The sequence below is a fragment of the Siphonobacter aquaeclarae genome (assembly GCF_900103285.1).
GTDB classification, from domain to species: domain Bacteria; phylum Bacteroidota; class Bacteroidia; order Cytophagales; family Spirosomataceae; genus Siphonobacter; species Siphonobacter aquaeclarae.
In genome coordinates this window covers 430,974-456,334 of the sequence record NZ_FNGS01000001.1, presented here as the reverse complement: position 1 = coordinate 456,334, position 25,361 = coordinate 430,974, and the positions used below count along the sequence as shown (strand labels likewise).

Below are 25,361 nucleotides of genomic sequence, written 5' to 3'. Positions count from 1 at the left end.
TGTATCAGGCTATTGCACAAAAGATGGGCAACGAAGGACCACCGGCAGGGGAAGCCGCCCGTCGGGTTACCGGGAAGGGTTACTATGTCGCTGGAAGGATCATTGTCAGCGGGTGTATTTTCAATGCCTGGGCTCGATCAAATCCCACAGGTTTCCGTAAAGGTCCTCGAAGACAGCGACTGTACCGTATGGCTCCTGTTTCGGGGCTCTGACAAACCGGATGCCGACCGTTGTCATCCGGTCAAAATCCCGCTGAAAGTCGTCCGTAAACAGGAACAGAAACACCCGTCCACCGCTCTGGTTTCCTACAAACTTCCTTTGCTCTTCGTTTGCCGCTTTTGCCAATAGCAGGCAACATCCGTCGGATCCGGGTGGTGCAACGAGTACCCATCGTTTCTCTTCTGACAGCGTTGTGTCTTCAACCAGACGAAAGAGGAGCTTTTCTGTATAAAATCGGAGGGCTTCGTCGTAGTCCTGCACAAGGAGGGAAATGTAAGCGAGGTGTTGTTTCATGCGTTTTGTTTACCAGGAATACAAGATAGAAAGCTTCAAGTATAGACAGCCCGTTTTTCTTTGCCGACGGCAATCAACTACTCTTCCAAAATTATTCCGGCGTTAATGAATTATTCCAAGGACGTGCGCCCCGGACAGGCGAAGGAATCAGTCAAAGAGGGAAACCCGGATAATATCAGGCGATTATTCGCCTGAACCGCCTTTCCTATAAGATTTTATACCTGCCAACCCGACCAAAACGGCCGCGGCTCCAAATGTAACCGAAGCGCCGAACAGGATATTTTCGGGTTTGGCCAAGCGGACCGGCTCAGTCGCGACCGCGGCTGAAAACAACGCTCCCATGATGGAAGCGCCCGTAATGAGACCCAAATTTCGGGAGAGGTTCAGCATACCGGAAATAACACCGTCCTGCCTGTTACCGGTGTTAGCCATGACAGCGGTGTTGTTACCTGCCTGAAACAATTGGTACCCAGGTGTTACTATGGCAATTCCGATCAGATAACCCGTCACCCCCCAAACCGTCGGGAGAATGGCCAGGTTAATCGCTCCTGCCAGGAGGCACAGTAAGCCTGTTTTGATGATAGAGCCCGACCCTTTCTTATCCACAAATTTTCCGGCAGGTATCCCTGTCAGGATAGAAATCAACGGCCCGATGGACATCACCCAACCCACAGTGGCTTTGTCGAGCTTCAGACCGATCGTCAGAAAAAACGGTCCGACGATAAGCGTGGTCATCATGAGATTGGAAACCAAAAAATTTGCCAGCAATGCGTTTCTCAGCATCCCGTTCTTCAGGATACCGATATCGATCAACGGACTGCTGCTCCGTTTTTGAAGATAGAAGAACATGCCTCCCGACAGCAGACACACAAGAATGAGGAAGCCGGTTCCCGGGCCGGCATACTTCCTCCCCAGCGTCAACGAAAGTGCGTAAGCAGCAATTGACAGGACAAGCGCCAGGACGGAGGGTAAATGAATCCGCCCGGTCTTTTGGGTAGTTGGCTTGTCTTCAGGGAGATAACGTAAACTCAGTCCGAAAGCCAGAATACCCAAGAAGAATAACAACAGAAAAATGGATGGCCAGTCCCAGACGCTGAGCAATTGCCCCCCGACTGAGGGTCCCAACGCTGTACCTATTGCAGACATGGTACCGATCAGGCCCATTGCGCTACCGATTTTGAGCGCTTCACTATGCTTCTTACTGATTGTAATACCAACTGTCATCAAAACAGCAGCACCTATACCCTGAACAGCCCGAAACAGGATCAATACCGGAATAGTAGAAGCCACCGCGCACAAAAGTGAGGCTGTCGTAAACAGTAATATACCGATCCGCAATATCCGGGTATGCCCGGATTGATCGGCCAGCTTACCTGCAATCATTACCGAAACGGTCGTTGCCAGCAAATAGGAAATAGTAACCCACTGAACCGACTGAAACGTTGCCGAAAAGGCGCCTTCAAAAACGGGGAGGGCAATATTGGCGATGCTTGTTCCTAAAGAGGCGAGTAATACACAAAGGGAAACAACAAGCTGTATCCCTGCTTTTTCTTTTTTCATAACAAAACCATTTTCAGGAAAACATACACGGCGGATACTGTGCCATAAATCCCGGCACGATGGATCAGATGAAGAGTACCGCCTTTGAGACAGGGATGTCACGGGGTAGTATTGCCGGGGAATGCGAAGCCGGCATAGACTGAATAAGGAAAACACGGATTCGTAAACTGTCAGACCCAACGCAATACCCCCGGAAATAGCTGGACTTTCGGGCCGGGTTCTTCCGGAAAGAAAAGGAGGAGAAAGGCCAAAGAAATACCCGGATAGCTGATTATCCGGCAGCGCGCCAACTGCAATCCAAGTGAAAGGATATTCGCCGGTTTCGGGATCCCCGACCAGATAGCAGTAGCCAATATCCCACCGATGTCTACGGGAACAATACTTGCAGCTGTTTTCATGTGCTTCGCTTTTTGATGGTGCAAAGCTACAGACCGCTCTTCCTGTTGGATAGGACAAAAATGAAGGACTCCGGTACTTATCTGTATTTTATCCTGAATGCTTCCGGAGCGTATCCTGTATGCTTTTTGAAGAAGCGGATAAAGTAGGATACGTCCTGGTAACCCAGATGCCAGGAGATTTGAGTGACCTGATCGGATGTGGCCAATAGTTGTCGTTTGGCTTCCAGTACAATATATTCATTGATCACTGCAGAGCTGGTTATTTCGAGTGACGCTTTGGTGATCGCATTCAATTGATAGGCGGAAAGATTTAATTGACGGGCATACCAGCCAGCCTGCTTCTGATCGGTGAAATGATCGGCAATCAGATCCTGAAATGCTTCCAGTCGCTCCTGACTATACGTAATAGTGCCGCCCGTGATTGCATCCTTATTCTGGCGCAGCAATTCGATGAAAACCAACTGAAGAAAATGGTGAATTGCCTGCTCGTATCCGAAGTTTTGATCGGCAATCTCCCTGCGGGCAGCCGTCATGAAAGAAGTAATCCTGGCAAGGCTTTCAATCGAGGGGTTGTAACAATTGTTTCTACAGGCTTTTCTAACTGTTTGTCTGGTATGGCTATCCAATCGGGTGTAAAAGTCGCCGGGGAGCCGAACCAAAAAGCCTTCCGTGTCTTTGGCTAATGTTAATGTATGCACCTGGCCTGGCCGCACGATAAACACGCTGCCATCGACAACAGCATACGGGATAAAATCGATGTTATGCTCGCCGGATCCTTTTTCAACAATCAGGATAAAATAGAAACTATGCCTGTGCAGCGGCTGAACCAGATCCTGCCCGCCAAGCCGTTCCCTCAGGCTTCTGACCACCAAACGAGGCGAAGCCTCTGAACCGACCGCATTGGAAGAGATATGCCGCACAGGAATAGTACTGGCCATGAGCATCTGTGATAGTATTGCCAAAGATAACCTGTTTCAAAGACTTTCGCTCCGGACTCATTGCCTTCGAAAGGTCGTGTTGGTTCAAGTATCAACCATTAGCGTTAAGAGCCAATGATCCGTTTGTGAATGTTGATCTTCAATTTATGGAATGCGATGGATGCGCCCTCGGAAAGATCACCAGCACATCGTACCCCAGAATGGTCCGTCTAAGGTCAATATCATCAATTTTGAGCTTTTGACTTTGGAGCGCCCTACGTACCGGCAGTAAGTTGAATACGGCCCATTCCTCTGCGGGAGTGACGTCGAAAAAAGGCTTTATGAACTTCAGGTCGCCGTTATACGGATCGAGTTTTTGAGCCGGCAGCCCTTTGAAGGGACTTCCCTGCACGCCATCCTTGCCAAAAATAGCGATGTGAAAGGACGTTTTGTATTCGCTGTCAGCCAGATTGCTGAGCAGGTTCCCACAGTCGTAACCGCGTAAATAGCTCTCCCCCCGGGCGCAGTGCATGGCGCCCATTTTAACCAGTACTTTTTTGTTTTTGATTGCCGACTCATAGGCCATCATCAGCTGGTGCTTCATGAGTTGTACCCGCAGGGCATGACTCTCGGTTTTGTAAATACGCGCCGATAATTTTATGGCATCCAGAATTTCTTTTTCACGGGCTGAGAGCGGCTCTTTTTCCAGTTCCGCTAAGTCCTGGGAGAAGGCAGCACTTCGCATGTATGTTGGCTGACTCATGTCTGCCGTGAACTTGTCAGCGGCGGCCTTGGCCCGTTCTGCCATAGCAGCATATTGTTTGCGGGAAATGGCACGAGTGGCAGTTCCCGCAAGGTCTTCGTACAACAATGGATCAGAAATCATGGCAATTTGGTCGAGACCAATAAACGTAGTACCGGTCCGATTGGCGGCCTGTAACATCTGAAATTCCTCCCGAAGCCCGTAAAACGAGAGAGCAGCTCCAGTCTGACGAGCCCACTTCATGAGTGAAGCCGTATCGGGTTGCGACAGTTTTTGGTTGAGTATCTGCGCAACATAAGGGTCTACTTCAAGGGCAAACGTATTGAAGCTTGCAGCCTTCAGTACTTGCGTAGTGAAATAGGGGATCTCAGTCATAAAATGGTCTTCGCCAATTAATACGTACTGATTTTGCTGTATACCTTTCTGAATCAGATCCCATCCTTTTCCCGTAAAGCCGTTGGGACCGGGTTTTAGTGTGGTTGTGTTTTCTTTCAGCAATCGGGTCCATAACGTATCGGGCTGTTGTGCGAATCCGGTAGAGAGCATCAGCAGAAATACAAAAAACGGTAGATGGCGAAACATAGGGATGAAATAAGTAATAGTGTATATCGTCGGACAGATGCGGCTTCCAAGTACCGCGTAAATGCTGAAAATATGATTTTTCCGGCGTTTCAACATCGATAACTGGTTAGTTTTTTGCCGTTCCGCTGATTATTATAATCCACCTATGATTATTATAATCCATCTATGTTCCATAATTTAAGTTATGTTAAATAACAAAAAGACTGTATCTGTTTCATCGACCCGCAATTTATACCCGCTCCTACTCTTCTGCAGTACGATATCAGTGGCATCTGGTCCGATTCCAGACTTTCGACGGATCTGCTATTGCTACCGATGCTGCGCGAAGCGTCTGATAGCTGATCGCTATCAGCGTTATGCCGATTGTGCCCAGCCCGGCCACAACGAATACCCAGCCCGATATGGCTGCCCGGCACCCATACTTGCTGAGCCGGTTTGCCCTAAAATACCCCGTCAACAGGCCTGCAACGGCGCATGAAAGTAAAACGAGTCCTGCGAAGTCTTTCGGCAATGATTTCCGGAGGTTCGCCCGGGACCTTTCTGACACCCGTCTCCTTTTCGGCGATGCGAGTATATACCGGTAACGTTTCCGCAATCGTTACCGGTATTTTTTGTTTAAAATCAACGCCTTACCGGTAGTACCTGTAACCGGCGACTGGGGCCTCGCTGCCTATATTTATTGCGGCGAAGACAGCTTTACGTGTCAGTATCCCATCGCATTTTCACAAAAGCAAGCCTGATACGCCGGACGATTACCGCACTTTATTAGGAGCGTTCTCGGACAGCTTGAAAATCTCGTTGAATACAACACAGAACAAGAACGTGTAATGAAGCGCTTATACCGGTTAGTCGTATCGATAGTACTCCTGTTTATCATTTTGCCGCTTTCGGCGCAGTATCGTATCCGTCAACCGAATGCGATTCCGCTGCACGGGGAATGGTGGTTCGTTCTCGATCCGGCGGGGCTGGGCGTCGCCAATCAATGGTATCGCGATGGTATTGCTCAGGAGGGGCGGCAGGACAAAGTGACGGTGCCGCATTGTTTCTCAGCGGATCGGCGCTATGAATTTTATACCGGTACGGCCTGGTACCGAAAAACGTTCCCCTGGAAAATTTCTCCAGGTAAGCGGATAATCCTGCATTTCGATGGTGCCTATTATAAAACCAGCGTCTGGTTGAATGGCCTGAAAGCCGGCGAGCACGAAGGTGGCTACACCCCGTTCCGTTTCGATGTAACCGATCTCCTCCGGGAAGGTAACAACCTGCTCGTGGTCGCGGTTAATAATGATACCTGGAAAACGAATACCATTCCGGGCATCAAAGACAACGGGAATATCAACGATTCATTTGTTGGCTGGATGAACTATGGCGGAATTATCCGGCCGGTTTACCTGACCGCGGAGCCGGAAGTTTACGCGGAAAACGTGAAGATCGAGACGGAGCCTGATCTGGTGAAACGAACCGCTGCCATACGAGCCAGCATAAGGGTTCGAAATGCATCAGCTGAAGCAGCAACACCCAAAATTGAGCTGACTGTCCGGCAAAACAAAAAACAGGTAAGTCTTCGCTGGAAGACGAAAGCAGCACGCATTCCCGCCGGCCAAACGGGCGTCATCGAAGCGGAAGCCTCTTTGACTTCCGCACAGACGAACCTCTGGGATATTGATCAGCCGGCTATGTACGAGCTCAAAACGGTAGTCGGTATGGACACGCTGGTTTCGGCGTTTGGTATCCGGAAAATCGAGATCCGCGGCGGGCAGATCCTGCTGAATGGCAGACCGATAAAAGCCGGCGGTGGCAACCGGGTCATTGATTACCCTGGTCTGGGTTCGCTCGAACCCGACTCGCTGGTTGAAAAGGATTTCCGTTTGATGAAGGAAGCGGGCATGGAGTTTCAGCGCCTGACGCATTACACGCCTTCCGAATATTTCTACGACCTGGCTGACCGCTACGGCATGCTGATCGTCACCGAAGCCGGCAACTGGCAGCTGACGCCCAGGCAAATGGATAATGACTCGATGCGGGTCAAATTCCGGTCGCAATTTCGGGAGATGGCCGAGCGCGACTGGAACCATCCGAGCGTGATTGCCTACAGTGTCGGGAATGAATACCTTTCGACGACGCCCTCCGGCCAGCGCTGGACCAGGGATATGATAGCCTATGCGCGTTCGCTCGATTCTACCCGCCTGTATACGTTCGCGACCATGCTGCTGAATTCAATGCCTGCAAATCCCGAAGACGAAGCCAGTCAATATGTTGATTTTATATCCACCAACACGTATGGCGGCCATGCCAAATCGCTCGACCACATTCACAAGCTGTATCCAGACAAACCTGTCTTCGTCAGCGAATGGGGCGTGCGCGCGGATAGCAAAGGCGGCGAGGCCGGCCAGGCCCGGCATGTCAGTGACGTGATGAGTGAAATCCGCAAACGTCCGTATGTGGTCGGGGCGTCGTGGTGGGCTTTTAACGACTTCCGGAGCAAACTCTTCGGCACCAACGTTAACGGATTCCGCCCCTGGGGTGTTGTGAATCCGGACCGTTCACCCAGACCGGCGTATTCCGTTTATCAGAAAGAGCTATCGCCCGTTATTCTGGAAAAAGTAAGTTACAAATCAGGCGACGAAGGAATCCATAAGCTGATCATCAAAGTAACGTGCCGCGGCGATTTCCCGACCCGGACGCTCAGAGGATATACCTTGAAAACAGATCATGCCAGTATTGCATTGCCCGACTTAAACCCGGGGGAAAGCCAACTGGTAGAAATCCCGGTTACTGGGTTCGACAAACGGCTACGCCTGTCTGTGATGAAACCTACTGGTTTCGTCACCATTCAGAATGACTTTGAACTTAATTGAAATCTACAGATTGCCTGTGGAAATGCCTGAGAATCAGGGCTTGCTGTTGCCGGTAAAAATAAAGCCTCCGGTTGAGACACCGGAGGCTTCAAATCTGCCGCTTTCGGAGGTCATTTACTGCTTGACTACTCTGACAACTTTGCTTGTCGTTCCCGTCTGAACTTTCAGTACATACAGCCCCGGTTTGAGGGTACGGCCCACATTGCTTCCGTCTTCCCCTTTGCCGCTTTCCTGCCTGCGGCCGGCGAGGTCATAGATTTCATAAGTAAAGTCAGAAGGGGCTTTGACCTGGAAAACCCGTGAGGAAGGATTGGGATGGACCATCACACTTCCGGCTTCCTCTGCCGATCTTCCGGATACGAGACTGGCCGCCGCCGTGCTTACCAGTTCGAACCGGAATTGCTGGTTGGTACCATTGCTGCAGGTTGCCTGTTGAACGAGCGCGCCATTGGTCGTCGACGCGTCTGCTACGTCGAGGCATTTACCGCTGTGACGTGCTTTAATCTGGTAGTAGCCCCCTCCCCTGTCGACCAGCTCAAACTGCTGATTGGTACCCGTGCCGGCAGTCCATTGCTGCACTTTGGCTCCATCAGCTGAAGAAAAGCCGTTTATGTCCAGGTTTTTGCTGCTATGCACCGCCTTGAACGTATAGTACCCGCTACCAACGCCGGTAGCTACCCACTGCTGGTTGGAGCCGCTGTTGCCGGGCCACTGATCCACCTGTGCGCCATCGGCTGTTGACGCACTCACCACATCCAGCAGTTGATTGCTGTGTCTGGCAACAATCCGGTAGGTAGCTCCTGAAACAAGCGAAGAAGCGTTTGGGATATCTCCGTAAAGAATGCCCCGTCCGGTTCCTCCAAAGTATACCCGACCGTAAACGCGCGGATCACCGGTCATGACCGTAATCGTGCCATACTGGTGCTGGGCGTCGTTGATCCGGGTCCAGGCGGCGCCGGCGTCATCCGAACGGTATATACCATACGTACCATTTACCGTGCCGGCTATGAACACGGCCGGGTATGTTTTTCCGGAAGCTGCTTTTCCGAATGAAACTGCTGTGGCATTCGCAGCGCTGCTTAACTGGGTAAAGCTGGTCCCCGAGTTGGTGGAACGATACACCCCGCTGGGGTTGACCAGCCAGATATCGCCTTCCACGCCAAAAACGCTGCGGATACGGGTTTGCCAGGCGAGGTAATCCGGAACAGTCGGGAGCCCGCTTGCCTGTATGGAAAAGGAAGCGCCGCCATTGGTACTGACCCATACCCTGCCGTTCACGGCGTCATAGGCATAGAATTTCTGGGAATTCACGCGATCGGATATGGGCTTCAGGTTGGCTGGAACGCTCCCACAGGCAGTCCAGGATGTCCCGCGATTGGTCGAATAATACAAGGCTGAAGCGCCCTCGGGAGCCCATACGATCCGGTTACCGTCGGCCGAAACAGCGATATTACCGCCGTCGCTTGTGCCGGAGGGCACGCTGGGAAAGGAGGTCCAGGTACTGCCTCCATCTGTAGAATACGAGCCATAGTTCCCGCCGGAATTATTATAGGTACGCGCCATAAAGCCCGGTACGCTTTGTGCAAAATCGATACTGATACTCGTGCCATATTGGGGAGACAGGCGACCTGCCGCCGGCGACACATCCAGGTTGTCGTGCTTGAAACCATCGATATCACCCAGGGCGCTCAAAAGCGGGGCGCCGGAAGGGGGACTGATCAGCTCAAGCGCCGCTGTTTCTTCCAAACCCTTGTTCTGAAAAATCCAGGTAGTGGGGCTTGCGCCGAGGTTATTGGAATTATAGACGCCGTAACCGGTTACAAACCAGGCATTACCGGCGTTAAACGGATCGATTTCCACGTCTCCCAGCCAATGCGGATTCATACCGGCCGCGTAGGGAGCCAGGGAATGATCCCAGGCGGCATTCGTCAGGAGAGCTGTCCAGCTGGCGCCGCCGTCGACCGAGCGGTATACTTCATCCCGCGGCCACCAACGATCCAACGTACTCACGATCAGGTGATTGGAGTTCTGGGCATCTACTGAAATTCCGCCATAGCCGCCCTGTCCGGAAGACGGGGATACATTGGTCCAGGTAGTATTGGCCGGGTTGAGTTTCCATACGGCACCGGCTCCGGCGTTATTCGGACCGCTGGCATCGGCGTAGGAAAGGTAAATCGTACCGTTCGAAGCCAGCGCCGCCTGGTGCGGCATCAGATTGGTCGGCTGGCCGGATACTGCTGTCCAGGTAGCTCCTCCGTCCGTGCTTTTGTATAGATTGGTACCTGTCTGCAGTACGCCGACGTAGATGGTTTTCGTAGCGGTACCGGACGTGCTGCTGCTTTTATCGAAAAGCACAAAGGAAATGCCTCCGGAACCAATCGGGCTGGTGCTGACCGGAAAACTGTTGACTTTGCTCCACGCAGCGCCATAGTTGGTACTTTTCCAGAGTCCGTCCGTACTGGAACCCAGGAAAAGCGTACTCCCCAGATTAGGGTCTACCTGCAGGCGCTCACCGGCGGAGCGTCCGTTTTCGTTGCCGCCCAGCTTGATGGACAGGCTGTTTCGGGTCCAGGTAGCTCCTTTGTCTGTGGACGCATAAAGGGCCCCGGGTCCTCCCCAGGATTGCGTATACAGACCGGTGGCCATGTATACCCGATTCGGGTTGGACGGATCCGTCGCCATACTCACGACGCCGTAGTCATCCCCCGAAGCAAAACCATCCGAAAGAGGAATCCAGACCTTGTTGGCAGCATCCCAGCGATAAGCCCCGCCGATATCGGTTCGGGCGTAAACCAGGTTCTGCTCGGTAGGACTGTAAATAATGCCGGTCACAAATCCCCCACCGTGGATCTGAACATTTTTCCATTGATATGCTTGTGCGTATACGTTGACCGGCAGCAGACATGTCAACCAGCAGCTGACCAACACGGCCAGTCTCACCAGGGACTGGGTTTTCCGGCCGGAGCTGTTTGGTTGAGTCATGTCCGTATGCCGCTTGCTTATTTCCCGGTATGTCCCGGACGAGGGTTGGTTTGGGGTGAGCACATCGCGGTTAACTGCATTCCGTGGGTAAGTTCTGGTCATTTTACATGGGTAGTTTAAGTGAGCATGAGAAAACAATCCGGATGAACCGCAGTGTGCAGCGAATCAGGTTACGTGGGTGGATAGAAAAATCAGAAAATCCGTATCGAAAAAGTGGCTGTCCCGATGGAGGTGGTATAGGTAATTTTGTTAGCCAATGCCGGATCAGCGCCCGCAAAACTGTCCGGAACCTTCACAACGACACTGGAATCGGTATATACCGCTCCGGTCAGGTCAGCCTCCACTCCCTGGAATGTTATTGCAGTGGCTTTTTTGAGATTATAGCCGATGATACTGATCTTCTGAGACGGCGATATCGTGTTGAGAACGGTGTCATCAGGCGGTGCGGCGTAGTTTCTCACACGCGTTATCATCGGCGGGCCGGTGATGTTGATGGTGTAGGAAGCCGAGCCGCTGCTGTTCACCACTGTAACCGTGTTGAGCTTGTTTGTCGCTACCGAATCGAACGGGATAGCGGGTACTTTTACCACGATGCTTTGATCGGTCAGCAAGGTATGGTTCAGGGTAGCAGGCCTGGTGCCGAAGTAGACCTGTGAAACGTCTCCGAGGTTCCGTCCGAGTACGACTACCCATTGATCCACTGCGAGGGTTTGCAGCACGGTATCTGCCGGCGATGCCGCGTAATTTCGTATTTCCGAGATAACAGGCGGGGCAACTTTCTCTTTTTCACATGCAGACAGCAGGATCAAAAAAGCGCTCGTGCAGCCAATCAGAAGCGAACACATGCGGGTGTGTTTGATCTTTTTCATTTTTCAGGGTTTTTAAAACGGATAAGGCACCGGTGCGTCGAGTAGTCTGGGATTGGCGGTCACTTCCGGCGACGGTATCGGAAATTTGAATGTGGTGGTATTGGCAGGTGTGATGATGGCCAACGCTTCTCCCTTTGTCACAACGCCTTTGTCATCGTACGTAAAAAGAATACGCTCCTGCTCATTCAGCTTCTTGATGGCCTTCGCTTCATCGTAGTAAGAAAGCCTGACGAGGTCTTCCCAAAAATGGCCTTCTGCTGCCAGTTCAAGCCGTCTTTCCCGGAAAAGAGTCTCCGCATCGAGGGACGTCACCGGCGCAAGGCCCGCTCTCGTCCGGACTTTATTGAAGTATTGCAGTGCATCCGCGTGGGTTGTCGACGTATTGTTCCCCATCACCGCTTCCGCATAAATAAGGTACACCTCGGCGAGCCTGAGCAATGCGTTGTGTTCGGTAGAAGACGTCAGTGTCATCGTCGGTGCACTGTTATCTACTCTCGTGCCAATGATGTGCTTTTTCAGACCGTTGTTTCCGGTGAACCGGTAGCCTCCTCCGGCTGCATTCAGCTCCGGGTAGTAATCTCCTTTTAGCATGAACGTCGCCTTTCGTCTGATCGAATCTCCCCTGTCATATTGCTTATACAAATCATAGGTAGGTGATATGGCGAACCACCCGGCCTGCCCGGCCGCCGAAATCTCGGCTCCTCCCGGCGAGTAGATTTGCAGCATATTTCCTTCCAGCCACCCGGCGCCTGCAGCCCATTGCAGGGCAAAGAGGGATTCGGGATTGTCGTTAAACTGCGTTTTGAACAGATCCGCATAGTTGGGCAGCAGCGATAGTCCGCTTTGCTTGCAGACGTTGCCGGCATACAACTTCGCGCTGTCAAGAAGTGCCTGGTTGCGGGGGCCGCTTCCCTTGGCCCCCAACCCGGCCCAGGTCAGGTACACTTTGGCCAGCATCCCTTGCGCCGACCAGGTCGTGAGTCTTCCGGCGGCATCCCTGGCGGGAAGATTTTTCGCTGCAAAGAGCAGGTCGTTTACAACAACCCGGTAAACGTCATTGGCCGGATTGCGGTACACCAGCGGCGTGGTGATCAGCTTTGTATTGTCTTCGATAATGGGAACATCTTTCCAGAGCAAAGCCAGGTTGTAGTATGAAAAGGCCCGTAAGAACTTCGCTTCGGCAATCGCTCCGTTCCGGTCTTTTTCCGGGATGGAGACCGGCGCCTTTTCCTGAATGGCCTTAATGGTGACATTGCAATGCGCGATGACCTTGTACATAGCCTTCCAGTTGGCAATCATAATCTCATTGCTTCCGCTGACGGAAAAGGTATGCAACTGTACCGCGTCTCCCCAATAGTTCAAGGCCATATTGCCGCTCAGAACCTCACCTATCGGCAGGTAGCAGTTGTAGTTCCATTCCGCCCACGGTTTGCCGCCGTAAAGGGCGGCAGTTGCCAGCCGGAGGTCGTTGGTCGTTTGGTAAAAATTATCGGCGCTGATTTGGGAGAGAGGAGGACGGTCCAGAAAGCCTTTGCTGCAACCGGCCATCAACGCGCCGGCGAAGACGACGACCATCGCCAGTTTATTGTTTATTTTCATTTCTCAGTATTTTGGATTCACAGGAATAAGAAGCAACAGCGGCCCGGAGGCTATTTGGTCAGTTGCAGGCTTGCACCAACGGAGAACACCCGTGGCTGGGGATAGAAACCGTTGTCATATCCCGCATTCAACGGGTTCCATGAACCGATTTCCGGGTCCATACCCTTGTAGTTGGTAATCAGAAACGCATTGGAGACGTTGACGTAAACACGCAGCGCATGTATGTGTGCTTTTTCGAGCAGCCTTTCCGGAAGCGTATAGCCAAGCGATATCGTTTTAACCCTGATAAAAGACCCATCTTCCACATACTTATCAGAGGCCCGGTTATTTCCGTTTGTGTTGTCATTTCGAATACCGGGAATATTTGTATCGGGATTGACGACGTACACGTTATTGATATCCGTAGCCGGCTTATCGGGATCGATCAATGCGAGCTTCGCATAGTTATTCAGCGCTTTCAGGTATCCGAAGCTGGTTCCCGGATACTCGCCGGTCATCCGCATTTGATTGAATACCTTGTTGCCGTAGTTCCCGGTCAGGAATACATTCAGATCAAACTTTTTGTAGGATATTGAATTGTTCAGGCCGAACTGAATCTTCGGAATGGGCGATCCGAGGTAGGTCTGGTCACGCTCATCGATCACACCGTCGCCATTGAGGTCCTTGAATTTAAGGTCGCCGTACCAGATACTTCCTGCAGCTGCGCCGACGGGCAGGGGTGCGCCATTCTTGGTCGGGAGGGCATGCGTTTCGAAATCCTCTTTTTTGGCAAAAACGCCGTCTGCCTTGTATCCGTAGAACTGGCCGATAGAGTTGCCTACTACGGTCTGGCTATACGGCCATCCCACCAGCGACGCGCCGTCCGTATTCAGTTTCAGCACATTGTTGATATTGCGTGATACCGTCAGATCGGTCTTCCAGGTAAAGGACTTGCGCTGGATGTTGGTCGTGCTGATCTTAAAGTCAAACCCCTTGTTGTTGATTACTCCGATGTTGACATAGGGGGCGTCCAACGCACCCGGAGACCAGCCGACGGTTGTACCGGAGTAAAACGGCAACGGAATCTGCATCAAGAGACCGTCCGTTCTGCGGTTGTAAAAATCGACGGAGACGTTAACCCGCCAGGAGAACAAGGCTGCGTCCAGACCGATATTGGCATACTTCGTTTTCTCCCACTCCACATACGGGTTGCCGATGTTTTCAGTTAGTTGGGAGATACCGGACAAACCCGTCGCCACGGTAGCTAACGTCGAGGTATAGGCGAAGTCTCTTACATTCTGATTATTGGTCAAACCATAGCCCAGCCGCAGCTTCAGTTCGTTGATATCTTTGACATTTTTCAGAAAATATTCGTTGTGCGCTTTCCAGGCAACGGCAGCCGAATAGGTGCTTACCCAGCGGTTTCCCGCGGCGAACCTGGAGGAACCATCGGCGCGGATGTTGCCGGTTATGAGGTATTTGTCAAACAGACCGAGGTTCAACCGGCCAAAGTACGACTCCTGTGCATTCTGGGTTTTCGAACCGGAGTTGGTCGCTGACGTGGGGTCGCCGCTGCTGATGACCTGCACATTGTTGGACGGGAAGTTGGTCCGGCCGGCCCCGACACTTTCGCCTTTGCTCAACTGCGCCTCGTGCCCCACCATCAGGTTGGCGTTGTGCTGATCGCCGAACGGACGCGAATAGGTCAGGTAGTTTCTGACGGTTGTGTAGACGCTCTGGCTGTAATTGTAGGAAGCACTGTTGCTGTTGTTGACAACAAGCCCCATCGTATAGCTCGGGTTAAACTTGTCTTCCGTGGCGAGAGAGACGCTTGCCGTTACCTCGTTTCTCAGCGTAAGCGATTTGCTGAAAGCAATTTCAGCATAGGCATTTCCAAACAGTTGATTCCGGTTTATGCGGTCTTTGTTGATCGTCGCCACGGCATACGGGTTGATCGTGCTGTTTACCCAACCGTTGGGGTTATACGCGCCGCCCCAGCTGCCGTCTGAATTCCGCAGGGGAATGTCCGGCGTTTGACTGAGTGCCGAGTTGATGACGTTTGAACTCGTCGTGTTAACGTTCTCCAGGATATTCGCAAGCTGCAGGCTGGTTCCGATTTTCAACCAGCTGGTTGTCTTGTTATCCAGATTAAGTCTGACCGATATTCTTCTGAAATCAGAGCCCAGCGCAATCCCTTCCTGTTTGAGATAGGAGCTGGAGAGCAGGTATTGCGTTTTTACATCGCCACCGTTGATGGTCACCGTGTGGTTCGTCATCGGTGCGTTTCTGAAGAGCTCCTTTTGCCAGTCCGTCCCCGTGCCCAGGTACCTGGCGTTTGCAAATTCGGGCCTTGTGTCAAATCCCCAGCCCAGCCCGGTATTCCGTTCGTTGATGAACGTTGCGTATTCGCGCAAATTCATGAGCGGGATTCTCCTTGGCAGCTGCTGGAAACCGGTGTAGAAGTCGTAGGAGATTCGCGGAGGCGTCACCGCGCCGCGTTTTGTTGTTACGACGATTACGCCGTTCGTCGCCTGAGAGCCGTAGATGGCGGTAGCTGACGCGTCTTTCAGAACGTCGACAGACTCAATTTCAGACGGATTGATCGCAGCGAGCGGATTGATACCACCGGTCGTGTTGGCTGACCCGCCGATAATCACACCATCGATGACATAGAGCGGCCCGCCCGAGCCGAAGGAAGATATTCCTCTGATTTGTACCGAAACGCCTCCGCCGGGCTGCCCGGATACCTGCTGTACCACCATGCCTGCCACTTTTCCCTGCAAGGCCTGGTCGAGGGTAACGGGGTTGGTCTTGCGGAGTTCTGCACCTGTCACGGAGGATATCGAACCGGTAATATCTTTTCTTTTTGATTCACCATATCCGATAACAACCACTTCCGAAAGAGTAGCGATATCGGGCTGCAGGGTGATTTCGAAACGGATCTTATTTCCCACCGGAACCTGTTCGGAGAGGTATCCGACGTAAGAAATCTTCAGGACGTCGTCCGGCTTCGCCTGAATGACAAACTTCCCGTCCAGATCTGTTGTGGCGCCCAGTGTCGTTCCCTGCAACAGAATATTCACACCGGGGATCGGGCTTCCGGTTTCGTTTTTCACTACCCCCGACACCTGCTGCCGTTGCGCGCAGGCTATCCCACACGAAAACAAAACAAGTGCCCAGATACAGAACCCTCTGTACATTTTTTCCATCATTGATTTTGCTTGAATAGGTTACATGGTACGACCAGAATCGGATTCTTTCCATCACAGTAGTCCCAGGGCAGGCGCGCCACATGCCGTCGAAATACTAGAACAATAACAGGGATTTGTTGCACCAAAGGTAGAATACCCCTGGGCTATGGATGGGTATGAATTAGTCCGAATAAGGGGGCTGAAAAGTCCAAAATGGTACTAAACGGCAGAAAAACAGTAAAAAAACGACTCTCCGCCGGCAGTATCCGGTGAAAAGTCGATAGAAGAAGCGTTGCCTGTTGCCAGGGATCTTTTACCCGGCGTGCCGCTTGCCGCCGGAATACTCGGAAGGCAGTACCTGGTATAGCTCCCTGAAATAGCGGCTGAAATATTTCGGATTGTTGAACCCAACCCGGTAGGCAATTTCCGATACCGAGAGGTTGCTTTTTTCGAGTAGCTGCGCGGCATGTTGCAGCCGGATCTCCCGGATTATTTCAAGGGGAGATCTGCCTGTGACCGTCTGAACTCTTTTGAAAAATTGCGACCGGCCGACACCCAGTTCACGCGCAAGATCCACCACAGAAAAGTCGGCGTCGGATATATTCCGCTCAATCACCTGGATCATTTGCTGAAGGAATTGCTGATCGGCAGGCGCTATTTCAATTTCGCTCGCGCTGATACCGTTACGCGAGGAAAACAGATTTCGGAGCGTCTGCCGGGATGAAATCAGGTTTCGTATTCTTGATTCGAGTATCTGAAAATTGAATGGCTTGGGTATGTAATCGTCGGCCCCGGCCTGAAAGCCTTCCAGGAACTGCTCGTCTTCCGACCGCGCCGTGAGTAAAATGACCGGCGTATGACACACGCGCTGGTCGTTTTTTATCATTTTGCAAAAATCCAGACCATTCAAACCGGGCATCATGATGTCTGTCACGATCAGCGCGGGACGTTGCGCGATCGCTTTTTCCCAGCCTTCTTCCCCTGTGCCGGCTTCCATCACGGTATAGGACACCTTCAGGTTATCCTTGAGGTAAAACCTGAAATCCTCATTGTCCTCCACGATCAAAATGAGCGGCTTGCCGGCCTGTTGTGGCTCCGGCCGGACGGTGTGGCCTGATGCAACAGGCTTAACCGGCTCGCTTATCCCCTCGTGCGCAACCGTACCGGCCGGTTTCTTCAACGGCAGTTCCACGACAAAACAACTCCCCTTTCCGGGTTCGCTCTCGACACGAATGGCCCCGCCGTGGATCCGGACGAATTCTTTCGTAATGGAAAGCCCTATTCCGCTTCCCTGGTTGATAATCGTGTTTGGCAGATCGCTCTGGAAATACCGTTCAAAAATCAGCTCATGCTTTTCAGGCGGTATCCCGATACCTGTGTCTTTGACGCTGATGTCGGCGATACTGCTTTCGCCGTCTTCCCGAATGTCGACCGTTACGGTTACTTCGCCCGGTCCGAGCGTAAACTTAATGGCGTTTGAAAGCAGGTTAAACAAGATTTTTTCGAGTTTGTCCTGATCAAAAAGAGTAGTAAACGTTGCAACGTTTGAATGAAAAAAGAGCCGGATTTCCTTCTTTTCGGAAAGATCTGAAAAGGACAGGACGGCATTTTTAACGAAGGAGATGAGATCGCCGTCGGCAGGTTGAAACCGGATCGCATTCACTTCCAGCTTTCTGAAATCCAGGAGCTGATTAACCATGTTCAATAGCCTGCGGGCGTTTCTTTGAATGAGGTCAAACTGTTTCCGGTCCTGGTCGTCCGTGGTTTTTTCGGAAAGCGTTTCAACCGGGGCGAGAATCAGGGAAAGCGGCGTGCGTAATTCATGACTTACGTTGGTGAAAAACTTTGTTTTCAGCATATCCAGCTCCTGCGAACGCCGTACTTCCTCGCGCGTCTGTATAATCGCGAACTTCATCCTTTCCCGGTCCTGAATAAGCCGTATCGCTGCAAGAACAAGCAGCACCAGCGCTACTGCGTACAACACATAGGCAACCGGCGAGCGCCAGAAAGGCGGAAGCACCCGGATGTTAAGCGATATTCCTTCGCTATTCCATAGCCCGTCGTTATTGGAGGCAATAACGCGGAAGACGTAGTCGCCGGCGTCGAGGTTTGTAAACGTCACTTTCCGGTTACCGGCGTCCGCAGGAAGCCAGTCTTTGTTAAAACCTTCCAGTTTATACTTGTATTGGCTCTTCCCGGCCTGAATGAAGTTCAGCGCGGCAAATTCTATGGAAAAGACGTTGTCGCTCGCCCGCAATACAAGAGAAGGATTTGTCGTAATGGAGGACGTCAGGATGCGCCTTCCGCCCACCAGAGATCCGGGACGGATACTTCGGTTAAACAGCTGAAAGTCGGTGAATGCCAGCCGGGGTACCATCGTGTTTCTCCCCAGGTACTGCGGTTTGAACAGGTTGAATCCGTTGACTCCGCCAAAAATCAGCTCGCCGTCACGTGTTCTCAGCGCAGCGTCTTCGGTAAACTGCCTGCCCTGCAACCCGTCTGCCTCCGAATAATTTCTGAAGCGTACCTGCGGTGCTGTTTTTCCGTCTGAAATTGTTGCGCAAGACAGTCCGTTCGGCGTTCCCAGCCAGAGGCGGCCCTCCCGATCTTCCAGCATCGATACAACGGCGTTGTGGGGAAGGCCGTGTTTTTCGCCGAAGTTGACGAATGTATTGGTTTCAGGTACCCATAAGCTGAGCCCTCCCCGGGATCCGATCCATATTCGTCCTTTGACATCCTGTACTATGCCAAAGATATCATTGCTGACAAGGGAGGCCGGATTTCCTTTTTCTGTTTCAAAATGAACCAGCGCGCCCGATGCTTTTTTCAGTACATCGATCCCGGTCGACGTTCCAAACCACATGTTTCCCTCCGAATCTTCAAAAATGGTTGGAACATAGGGAGAGTAAAGTGCTTTCTGGTTGGGATGCGTATACCGTTTGAAGGTATTTTTTGTCCGGTCAAAGAGACACAGGCCGGCATCCAGGGTCCCGATCCAGAGGCGTTTCTGCGAGTCCTCGAATATCTCCCAAACGCTCCTGCCGGGAAGGCTCCCGGGCCTGGCCAAATCATGCTGATAGCGGATAAATTGCCGGCCGTCGAAGCAGGTTAAGCCGCCCAGAAATGTTCCGATCCATAATCGGTTTTGATGATCCAGGCACAAACTCACAATGACATCGCTGCTTACTGACCGCGAATCCCGGGGATTGTGCCGGTAACTCGTGAATTTTCCAGTCTTCCTTTCAAAATAGATTAGTCCTCCCCCATTGGTGCCAAGCCACAGGTTGCCTTTTGCGTCCTCGACAAAGGCATTGATATCTTCGAAAGGCAGACCATAGGGTTTTGTATGCCGGCTAATGAGCGGAAATCGCTTGCTGTCCTTGTGAAAATAATCCAATCCGTTTTTATAGGTGCCTACCCACATGACCCCTTCGCTATCTCTGAGCAATTTCGTAACGGAATTATGGCTCAGCCCGTTCTCGTCGTCCGATGCATGATGTATGCCGGCAATGGTTCTGGTTTTTTTATTGAATACATCAATGCCTGTCTGACCATTGGATATCCAGATAGTGCCATCCGCATCCGCGACAACGCCGGTGATCATGCTGGAGCCAAGACGCGGGGTGCCGAAGGTCTTTCCGAAATACTGTACTTTGCCGAGCCGCCTGTCCCAGTATGCAACCCCCATATCTAAATTGGACGGATATACCCAGATATCTCCGTCGCCATCCAGCGCCAGTTCGCAATGCAACTCGTCCTCTTTGCGGACCTTCCGGTCTCCGAAAAAGTTGATCCGTTTCACCACTTTCGTGCCTTGCTCTCCCGGAACGATGTTTTCTACCAGGCCATTCGAATGCGCCAGCCAGTAGGTGCCGTCGGGGTGCGGGGCGATGGAGGTAATGTCATTGCTGGCTACAGAAGCGGGGTCATGATCGGTATGTTTAATCGAAAAGGCCTTTTTGCTTTTCTCGTTGTAGCAAATCAGTCCTTCGTGGTGGAGGATAAACCAGTAATTGCCCTTATCGTCTGCTACGATGGCCGTCAGTGCGGACGGTTTAGGAATGGAATATGCCTGAAAACCTTGTGAAGGGCGCGAGAAGGTTTCTGTTGCAGGGTCATAAACACAGGGGCCCCGGCTGGTCATGACGCCCATTTTCCCGCCTGGCATTTTGAATAATCCGGCAATGTCATCGTCAGGGAGCGAGGTCTCATCCGACGCGTCGTTCCGGAACACCTTGATCGTGTAGCCGTCAAACCGGTTAAGTCCCGATTCCGTACCGACCCATAGAAACCCGGCGTCGTCACGGTATATGGCCTTGGTATGCGAATGGGAAAGACCCAGGCGGGTATCGATGTGGACAAACCGCCGCTGCTGCCCGACTGCCGGAAAGGAGGCATAGATAAACAGGAGCGCTATTGCCAGCGCATTATTCTTCAATAGACATAGTCGTTTCACCACTTGCATCAAGATTATGGCGTGTCTTTCAACCTTACCGGGCTATCCTCTGCTTTCATCCAAGACATTCAAACCGGCCGAAGGGAATCTGTAACCGATATGTCTAAAAGGGCCGGGTCCGCGATCAGAAAAGGATCCATATTACACGTTCATCTTTACCTGACAACAGCCGAGGAGCGGCATACGTTTTTGCACATCAAGCTGCAAAATAAGTGGTTTTTAGGTGGAGGGCTGTACATGATCAGCTCCGGCCAGGCGATTCCTTTTTACGTACTTCATTCGGCGTCTTTCCAAACGCTTTTTTAAACTCCCGGCTGAAGTGACGCGTGCTTTCGTATCCGACCATCAGCGATACTTCGTTGATGTGATAGGCTCCGGATTCGAGCAGCTGCATCGCCCGCTTCATCCGGAGGTTTTTCATGAAGTCGTTGACCGTCATGCCGGTAAGCGCCCGCAGCTTGCGGTATAGTACCGATACGCTGGTCCCTACTTCCAGAGCCATTTCGTTTACGCCAAAGTCCGGCTCCGGCAAGTGTTTCATTACCAACTCTTTGAGCTGTTCGATAAACCGGCCGTCCTTGTCGTCGACCACGATTTCATCCGGCTCCAGCAGCAGCGACCGGCTGTAGCGCAGCTTCAGCATCTCGCGCACGTGAATCAGGTTGTCGATTTTCAGTTCGAGTGCCAGCAGGTCAAACGGCTTCACCAGGTAGTCGTCTGCCCCTGCTTCAAGGCCCTCCCGAACCTGGGCTGCCGCACCCCGGGCCGAGAGCAGAATGACTGGAATGTGGTTGGTTTCCAGCTCTGCCTTCAACGTCCGGCAGACGCTCAGGCCATCCATTCCCGGCAGCATGATATCACAGATAATCAGGTCGGGTACATGAACTTTCGCCAGGGCAAGGCCCTCGGCCCCGTTGCCCGCTTCCAGGATGGTGAACCGTTGCCGGAGCGCTTCCCGCTCAAACGCGCGCAGGTCCGCGTTGTCTTCGATGAGCAGAATGGTATGCTCCCCTTCCCGGCGCTCCGGCTGCGGCTCCGCTCCTGCCGAAGCAGCTTTCTGTCCGGCGAGCGGTTCCCGCAGTTCTCCCGGCAGAAAATGCGCGCTTCCCTTTCTGAGGATCAGCGTAAAACAGGTTTCCCCGGATTGATCCGGCTTCGCCGGTACGCTGGTTACAGTGAGATCTCCCCGGTGCCGGATCGCAATTTCATAGGCGAGCGCCAGACCGATGCCATAGCCTGTGTTGGCGCTGCCGTTGTCGCGTACCTGGTAAAAATTGGTAAACAGGTGCCTCAGGTGCTCCGGCAGAATACCTTTTCCGTCGTCTTTCACCGCGATACGGACCTCGCCCGAAGTTTCGGATACGGTTATCCAGACGTTTCCACCGGTTCGCGTATATTTATAAGCGTTACTCAGCAGGTTATACAATACCTTTTGCAATTGCGCACTGTCGTACCACAGGAAAAGAGGACCTTCTCCGAGGGTAACGTGTGTCGTGATACCGCGTTCGATGGCCTTGTATTCGAAAGCCGGCAGTACCAGTCGTATCAGTCCGGCAAGATCCTGCCGGCGGACTTCCAGCGCGAGGTTTCCGCTCTGGATTTTCCGGAAGTCCAGCAGCTCGTTGACCAGACTCATCAGCGTATCCGAATTCGTCCGGGCGTAACCGATATAGGTTTGAACTTCCACAGGGAGATCGTCTGCGGCCGAAGCTTTTTCCAGCGGCGCGGCGATCAGGGTAAGGTGCGTCCGTATTTCGTGCGAAATATTGGTGAAGAAATCCAGCTTGGCCAGGAACAATTCCCGGTCTTTCTGGAGCGTCTTTCGCATCCAGAAAAAACGGATGGCCCAGAAAAGCAGCCCGAAAAAGGAAGCGAAATACAGCACATAGGCGTACCAGGTCTGCCACCAGGGAGGCAAAATCCGGATCTGCAGTCGCCTGGGAGTTTTGTTCCAGAGTCCTTCGCCGTCAGCCGCGTTGACAAGCAGGGTATACGTACCGGGAGGGAGATGGGTAAACGTGACAGAGGGGTTATCGGTATAGCTCCACTGAGTGCCGAACCCGTCCAGTTTGTAAGCATATTGATTCCGGTCCGACCGGAAATAACTCAACAGTGCAAACGACAGCGTAAAGGAATTCTGATCGTGGCGGAAGGTCAGCTCCTGCTTCTCTCCGATCGCCTTGTCGAGCAGCTGTGTACTGTCGCCCGCAAGAACTTCCGTATTGAAAAGCTTGAGGGAGGTGAAGATAAGGGACGATGCGTTTTTCCAGGATGTTCTGCTGACCGGCAAGTGACTGAATACCCCTTTCGTTGTGGCCCAATAAAGCCGGTTATCATTGTCTTTCAGGCAGGTTCCCGGACGCAATATCCCGTGTAACGGCAGCCCGTCCCGGTAATCAACTAATTGCTTCGTTTTCTTTTCAGGGTGATAGCGGATAAGCCGCGATGAATTGCTGATCCAGAGATACCCGCGCGGATCGCTTTGCAGGCCTTCTGCCATTTCCGGAACGGCGCTATCGCGCTCCAGGCGTTTTTGTGCCGGATTATATACCTGAAGGCCGTGCTGACCGAAGGCAAACCACATCCGCCCGGCGGCGTCCTCGCAGACGGAGAGCAGCAATACGGGAAGGCCGGGTTCGTTCCGGCGGTCAACGGGAATCCGTTCCATTGTTGTTGCACCTGACTTCAGCAGAAGCACCTCTTCTCGGCCACCAAGCCAGATATTTCCCCGGGAGTCTTCGGTGGCATAATAAATATTTGAAATAGAGCCCTTACTCCCGCTCAGCATTCCTCCCGGATTATGAAACTGGCCCGTCTTTGGATCGAATACCATCAACCTCAAGGGATCGGCAATCCACATTCTCCCGCGGCTATCGCAGAGAATGGCCTTGATACCTCCCTGTCGCTTCAATTTTCCGGCAATAGGATAGTCTTTTCTTTCCCCGGTCCTCAGATTGCAGCATGTCAGAACAGACATTCCTCCGCACCACAACTGCTGCCCGTCGTCCAGGTGAAAAGCATTATACGTGAAAGGATACGGAAGATGCAGGGGGTAGTCGGTGATTGCTTTCGTTCGGACGTTGTAAACAGAAAGAGTGTTTCTTCTTTCGTTTACTGCCCATATATTCCCTTCCGGGGTCTTGCCGAGCTGTATAGCTTTGAACGCGCCGAACGGCTTCGAAGCGTTCATGGCCGACTGATTTGGATACAGGTAACTTATGCCGGTATAATAATTCCCCGTCCAGATTCCTCCCTGATGATCCTGACAAAGCGAGTAGAGCAAGTTATCGGAAAGACTGAGCGGGTTCTCCTCCCGGTGGGTATACCAGACGGATTGGTGCGAAACCGGATCAAACCGGGCAAGACCCGACCAGGTCGCCACCCAGAACTTCCCGTTTTTATCGGGAAGTATTTTTGAGACGTTCGGCAATTCGTTCCGCTCGGGACCAAATTCCTGCACGGTATGAAAGGTACCACCTGTGATATCAAAACGAATCAGTCCTGCCCGGTTGGACCCCAGCCAGATGCTTCCCTTTTGGTCGGCATAGATCGCATTGAATTCATTCCTGGATGGGTAATCGGGACCGGACTGCATCCGGAAAAGCCGCATATTCTTCCCGTCCCTGTTCACGGAAAGGAGACCATCGTACGTACCTGCCCATATGGTTCCGTCTGCCGTTTCCGCAACGCAATGGATACTTCCGGCCCAAAAACCGAGATGGCTGACCTGGAGTCGCCGTACAATCGCCTTCCCACCGCGAAACTGCACATAATCAAGGCCGCGCGAACTGCCTACCCAGTAGCCTTTCCGTTCGCGGTCTTCCTCGATGGCCAGGATATTGTTGCTGCTGAGGGTATGCGGATCGGCTTCGTCGTGGCGAAAAGTGGTAAAAGAGTCCGTTTCCCGGTCATACCGGCTCAAACCGCCCGATGTCGCGGCCCATATCGTACCGTGTGAATCACACCGGACGTCGTTGATATAGCTCGACCCGATCGAGTGCACGTCGGCAGCTTTGGGAGCGTATAGCCGGAACGTTCGCGTATCGTAGCGATAAAGGCCATTGATGGTGGCGAACCACATAAAACCTTCGTGATCCTGCGCGATGCCCATGGAGGTGGAAACAGGCGCGTTGTCGTAGTCCAGGTAATTGAGGAATACCTGAGCGGTTGTAACCCGTGCACTGAAAAGGGAAAAAAGCAGAATACTAAAACAGGCCACGCGGGGAAAAAACCTCACGCATACGGAGGCAGGATTATCGGAATTGCTGCATAAAAATCTCGACAGACGGGGAACGTGTCTTTTGTTATTCATTCTTCTCAAGGTGCGTTGAAAGGGAAACGTAGCCGGTCCTTGGGGTGCCAGGTCACCGGCTGATAAAGCGTACTACTTTAGAATAGCAACGGGGTATTCATCCTATGGAGGGATTCTACCTTTGAATATAGGAGAAAAGCAGGAACATATCAAGGAGATTTAACAGCCTGGATGGCAAGCCAACAGCCGTTTACACGTCTTTTCAAAGAAATGACAAGATATGTGTCATAATTAGCGCAAAAACATGTCACTCTTACAGAAGGCTGTTGAATAAGTTTGCATAACGCATCCGGCACTCTCCGGCTATTACAATAATTTCAATACCAATAGCAATTCTGTTTTCACTAAATCACCATTTCTGTCATTAAGAAGGCATAAATGC

At 52.2% G+C, this 25,361-nt stretch carries 12 protein-coding genes; 1 reads left to right on the top strand and 11 read right to left on the bottom strand.

Annotated elements, in window-relative coordinates; genetic code table 11:
• Window positions 1–120: 120 nt before the first annotated feature.
• The 5 genes from BLR09_RS01710 to BLR09_RS01690 form a co-directional block, all read right to left on the bottom strand.
• Complete coding sequence (locus tag BLR09_RS01710) at window positions 121–513, bottom strand: VOC family protein (protein ID WP_093196876.1); 393 nt, start codon at window positions 511–513, stop codon at window positions 121–123.
• Window positions 514–696: 183 nt separating this feature from the next.
• Window positions 697–2,175 (bottom strand): MFS transporter, encoded by a 1,479-nt coding sequence (locus tag BLR09_RS01705; RefSeq protein ID WP_218126567.1) that lies wholly within the window; start codon window positions 2,173–2,175, stop codon window positions 697–699.
• A gap of 68 nt (window positions 2,176–2,243) precedes the next feature.
• On the bottom strand, window positions 2,244–2,471 hold the full coding sequence (locus BLR09_RS25640) for a hypothetical protein (RefSeq protein ID WP_093196872.1): 228 nt from the start codon (window positions 2,469–2,471) through the stop codon (window positions 2,244–2,246).
• 77 nt (window positions 2,472–2,548) lie between these two features.
• A complete protein-coding gene (locus tag BLR09_RS01695; protein ID WP_176785406.1) occupies window positions 2,549–3,409 on the bottom strand; it encodes an AraC family transcriptional regulator in 861 nt (286 codons plus the stop codon).
• Between the two features lie 139 nt (window positions 3,410–3,548).
• Window positions 3,549–4,829 carry a hypothetical protein gene (locus tag BLR09_RS01690; RefSeq protein WP_143010987.1) on the bottom strand — a complete coding sequence of 427 codons (1,281 nt, stop codon included), beginning with the start codon at window positions 4,827–4,829 and terminating at the stop codon, window positions 3,549–3,551.
• 731 nt (window positions 4,830–5,560) lie between these two features.
• Between BLR09_RS01690 and BLR09_RS01685 the strand changes: the two genes are divergently transcribed.
• Window positions 5,561–7,591, top strand: a complete 2,031-nt coding sequence (locus BLR09_RS01685) for a glycoside hydrolase family 2 protein (RefSeq protein ID WP_093196866.1) — start codon at window positions 5,561–5,563, stop codon at window positions 7,589–7,591.
• 114 nt (window positions 7,592–7,705) lie between these two features.
• Here BLR09_RS01685 and BLR09_RS01680 read toward each other — a convergent pair whose 3' ends face one another.
• From BLR09_RS01680 to BLR09_RS01655, 6 genes are all read right to left on the bottom strand, one after another.
• Window positions 7,706–10,573 carry an RICIN domain-containing protein gene (locus tag BLR09_RS01680; RefSeq protein ID WP_176785405.1) on the bottom strand — a complete coding sequence of 956 codons (2,868 nt, stop codon included), beginning with the start codon at window positions 10,571–10,573 and terminating at the stop codon, window positions 7,706–7,708.
• Window positions 10,574–10,764: 191 nt separating this feature from the next.
• Complete coding sequence (locus tag BLR09_RS01675; protein ID WP_093196862.1) at window positions 10,765–11,442, bottom strand: hypothetical protein; 678 nt, start codon at window positions 11,440–11,442, stop codon at window positions 10,765–10,767.
• A gap of 12 nt (window positions 11,443–11,454) precedes the next feature.
• The gene (locus BLR09_RS01670) at window positions 11,455–13,041 is read right to left on the bottom strand and encodes a RagB/SusD family nutrient uptake outer membrane protein (RefSeq protein ID WP_093196860.1); all 1,587 of its coding nucleotides are present in this window, start codon (window positions 13,039–13,041) and stop codon (window positions 11,455–11,457) included.
• Window positions 13,042–13,091: 50 nt separating this feature from the next.
• Window positions 13,092–16,229 carry a SusC/RagA family TonB-linked outer membrane protein gene (locus BLR09_RS01665; protein ID WP_245689852.1) on the bottom strand — a complete coding sequence of 1,046 codons (3,138 nt, stop codon included), beginning with the start codon at window positions 16,227–16,229 and terminating at the stop codon, window positions 13,092–13,094.
• Window positions 16,230–16,524: 295 nt separating this feature from the next.
• On the bottom strand, window positions 16,525–20,667 hold the full coding sequence (locus BLR09_RS01660) for a hybrid sensor histidine kinase/response regulator transcription factor (protein ID WP_176785404.1): 4,143 nt from the start codon (window positions 20,665–20,667) through the stop codon (window positions 16,525–16,527).
• Window positions 20,668–20,908: 241 nt separating this feature from the next.
• On the bottom strand, window positions 20,909–24,904 hold the full coding sequence (locus BLR09_RS01655; RefSeq protein ID WP_176785403.1) for a hybrid sensor histidine kinase/response regulator transcription factor: 3,996 nt from the start codon (window positions 24,902–24,904) through the stop codon (window positions 20,909–20,911).
• Window positions 24,905–25,361: the final 457 nt, after the last annotated feature.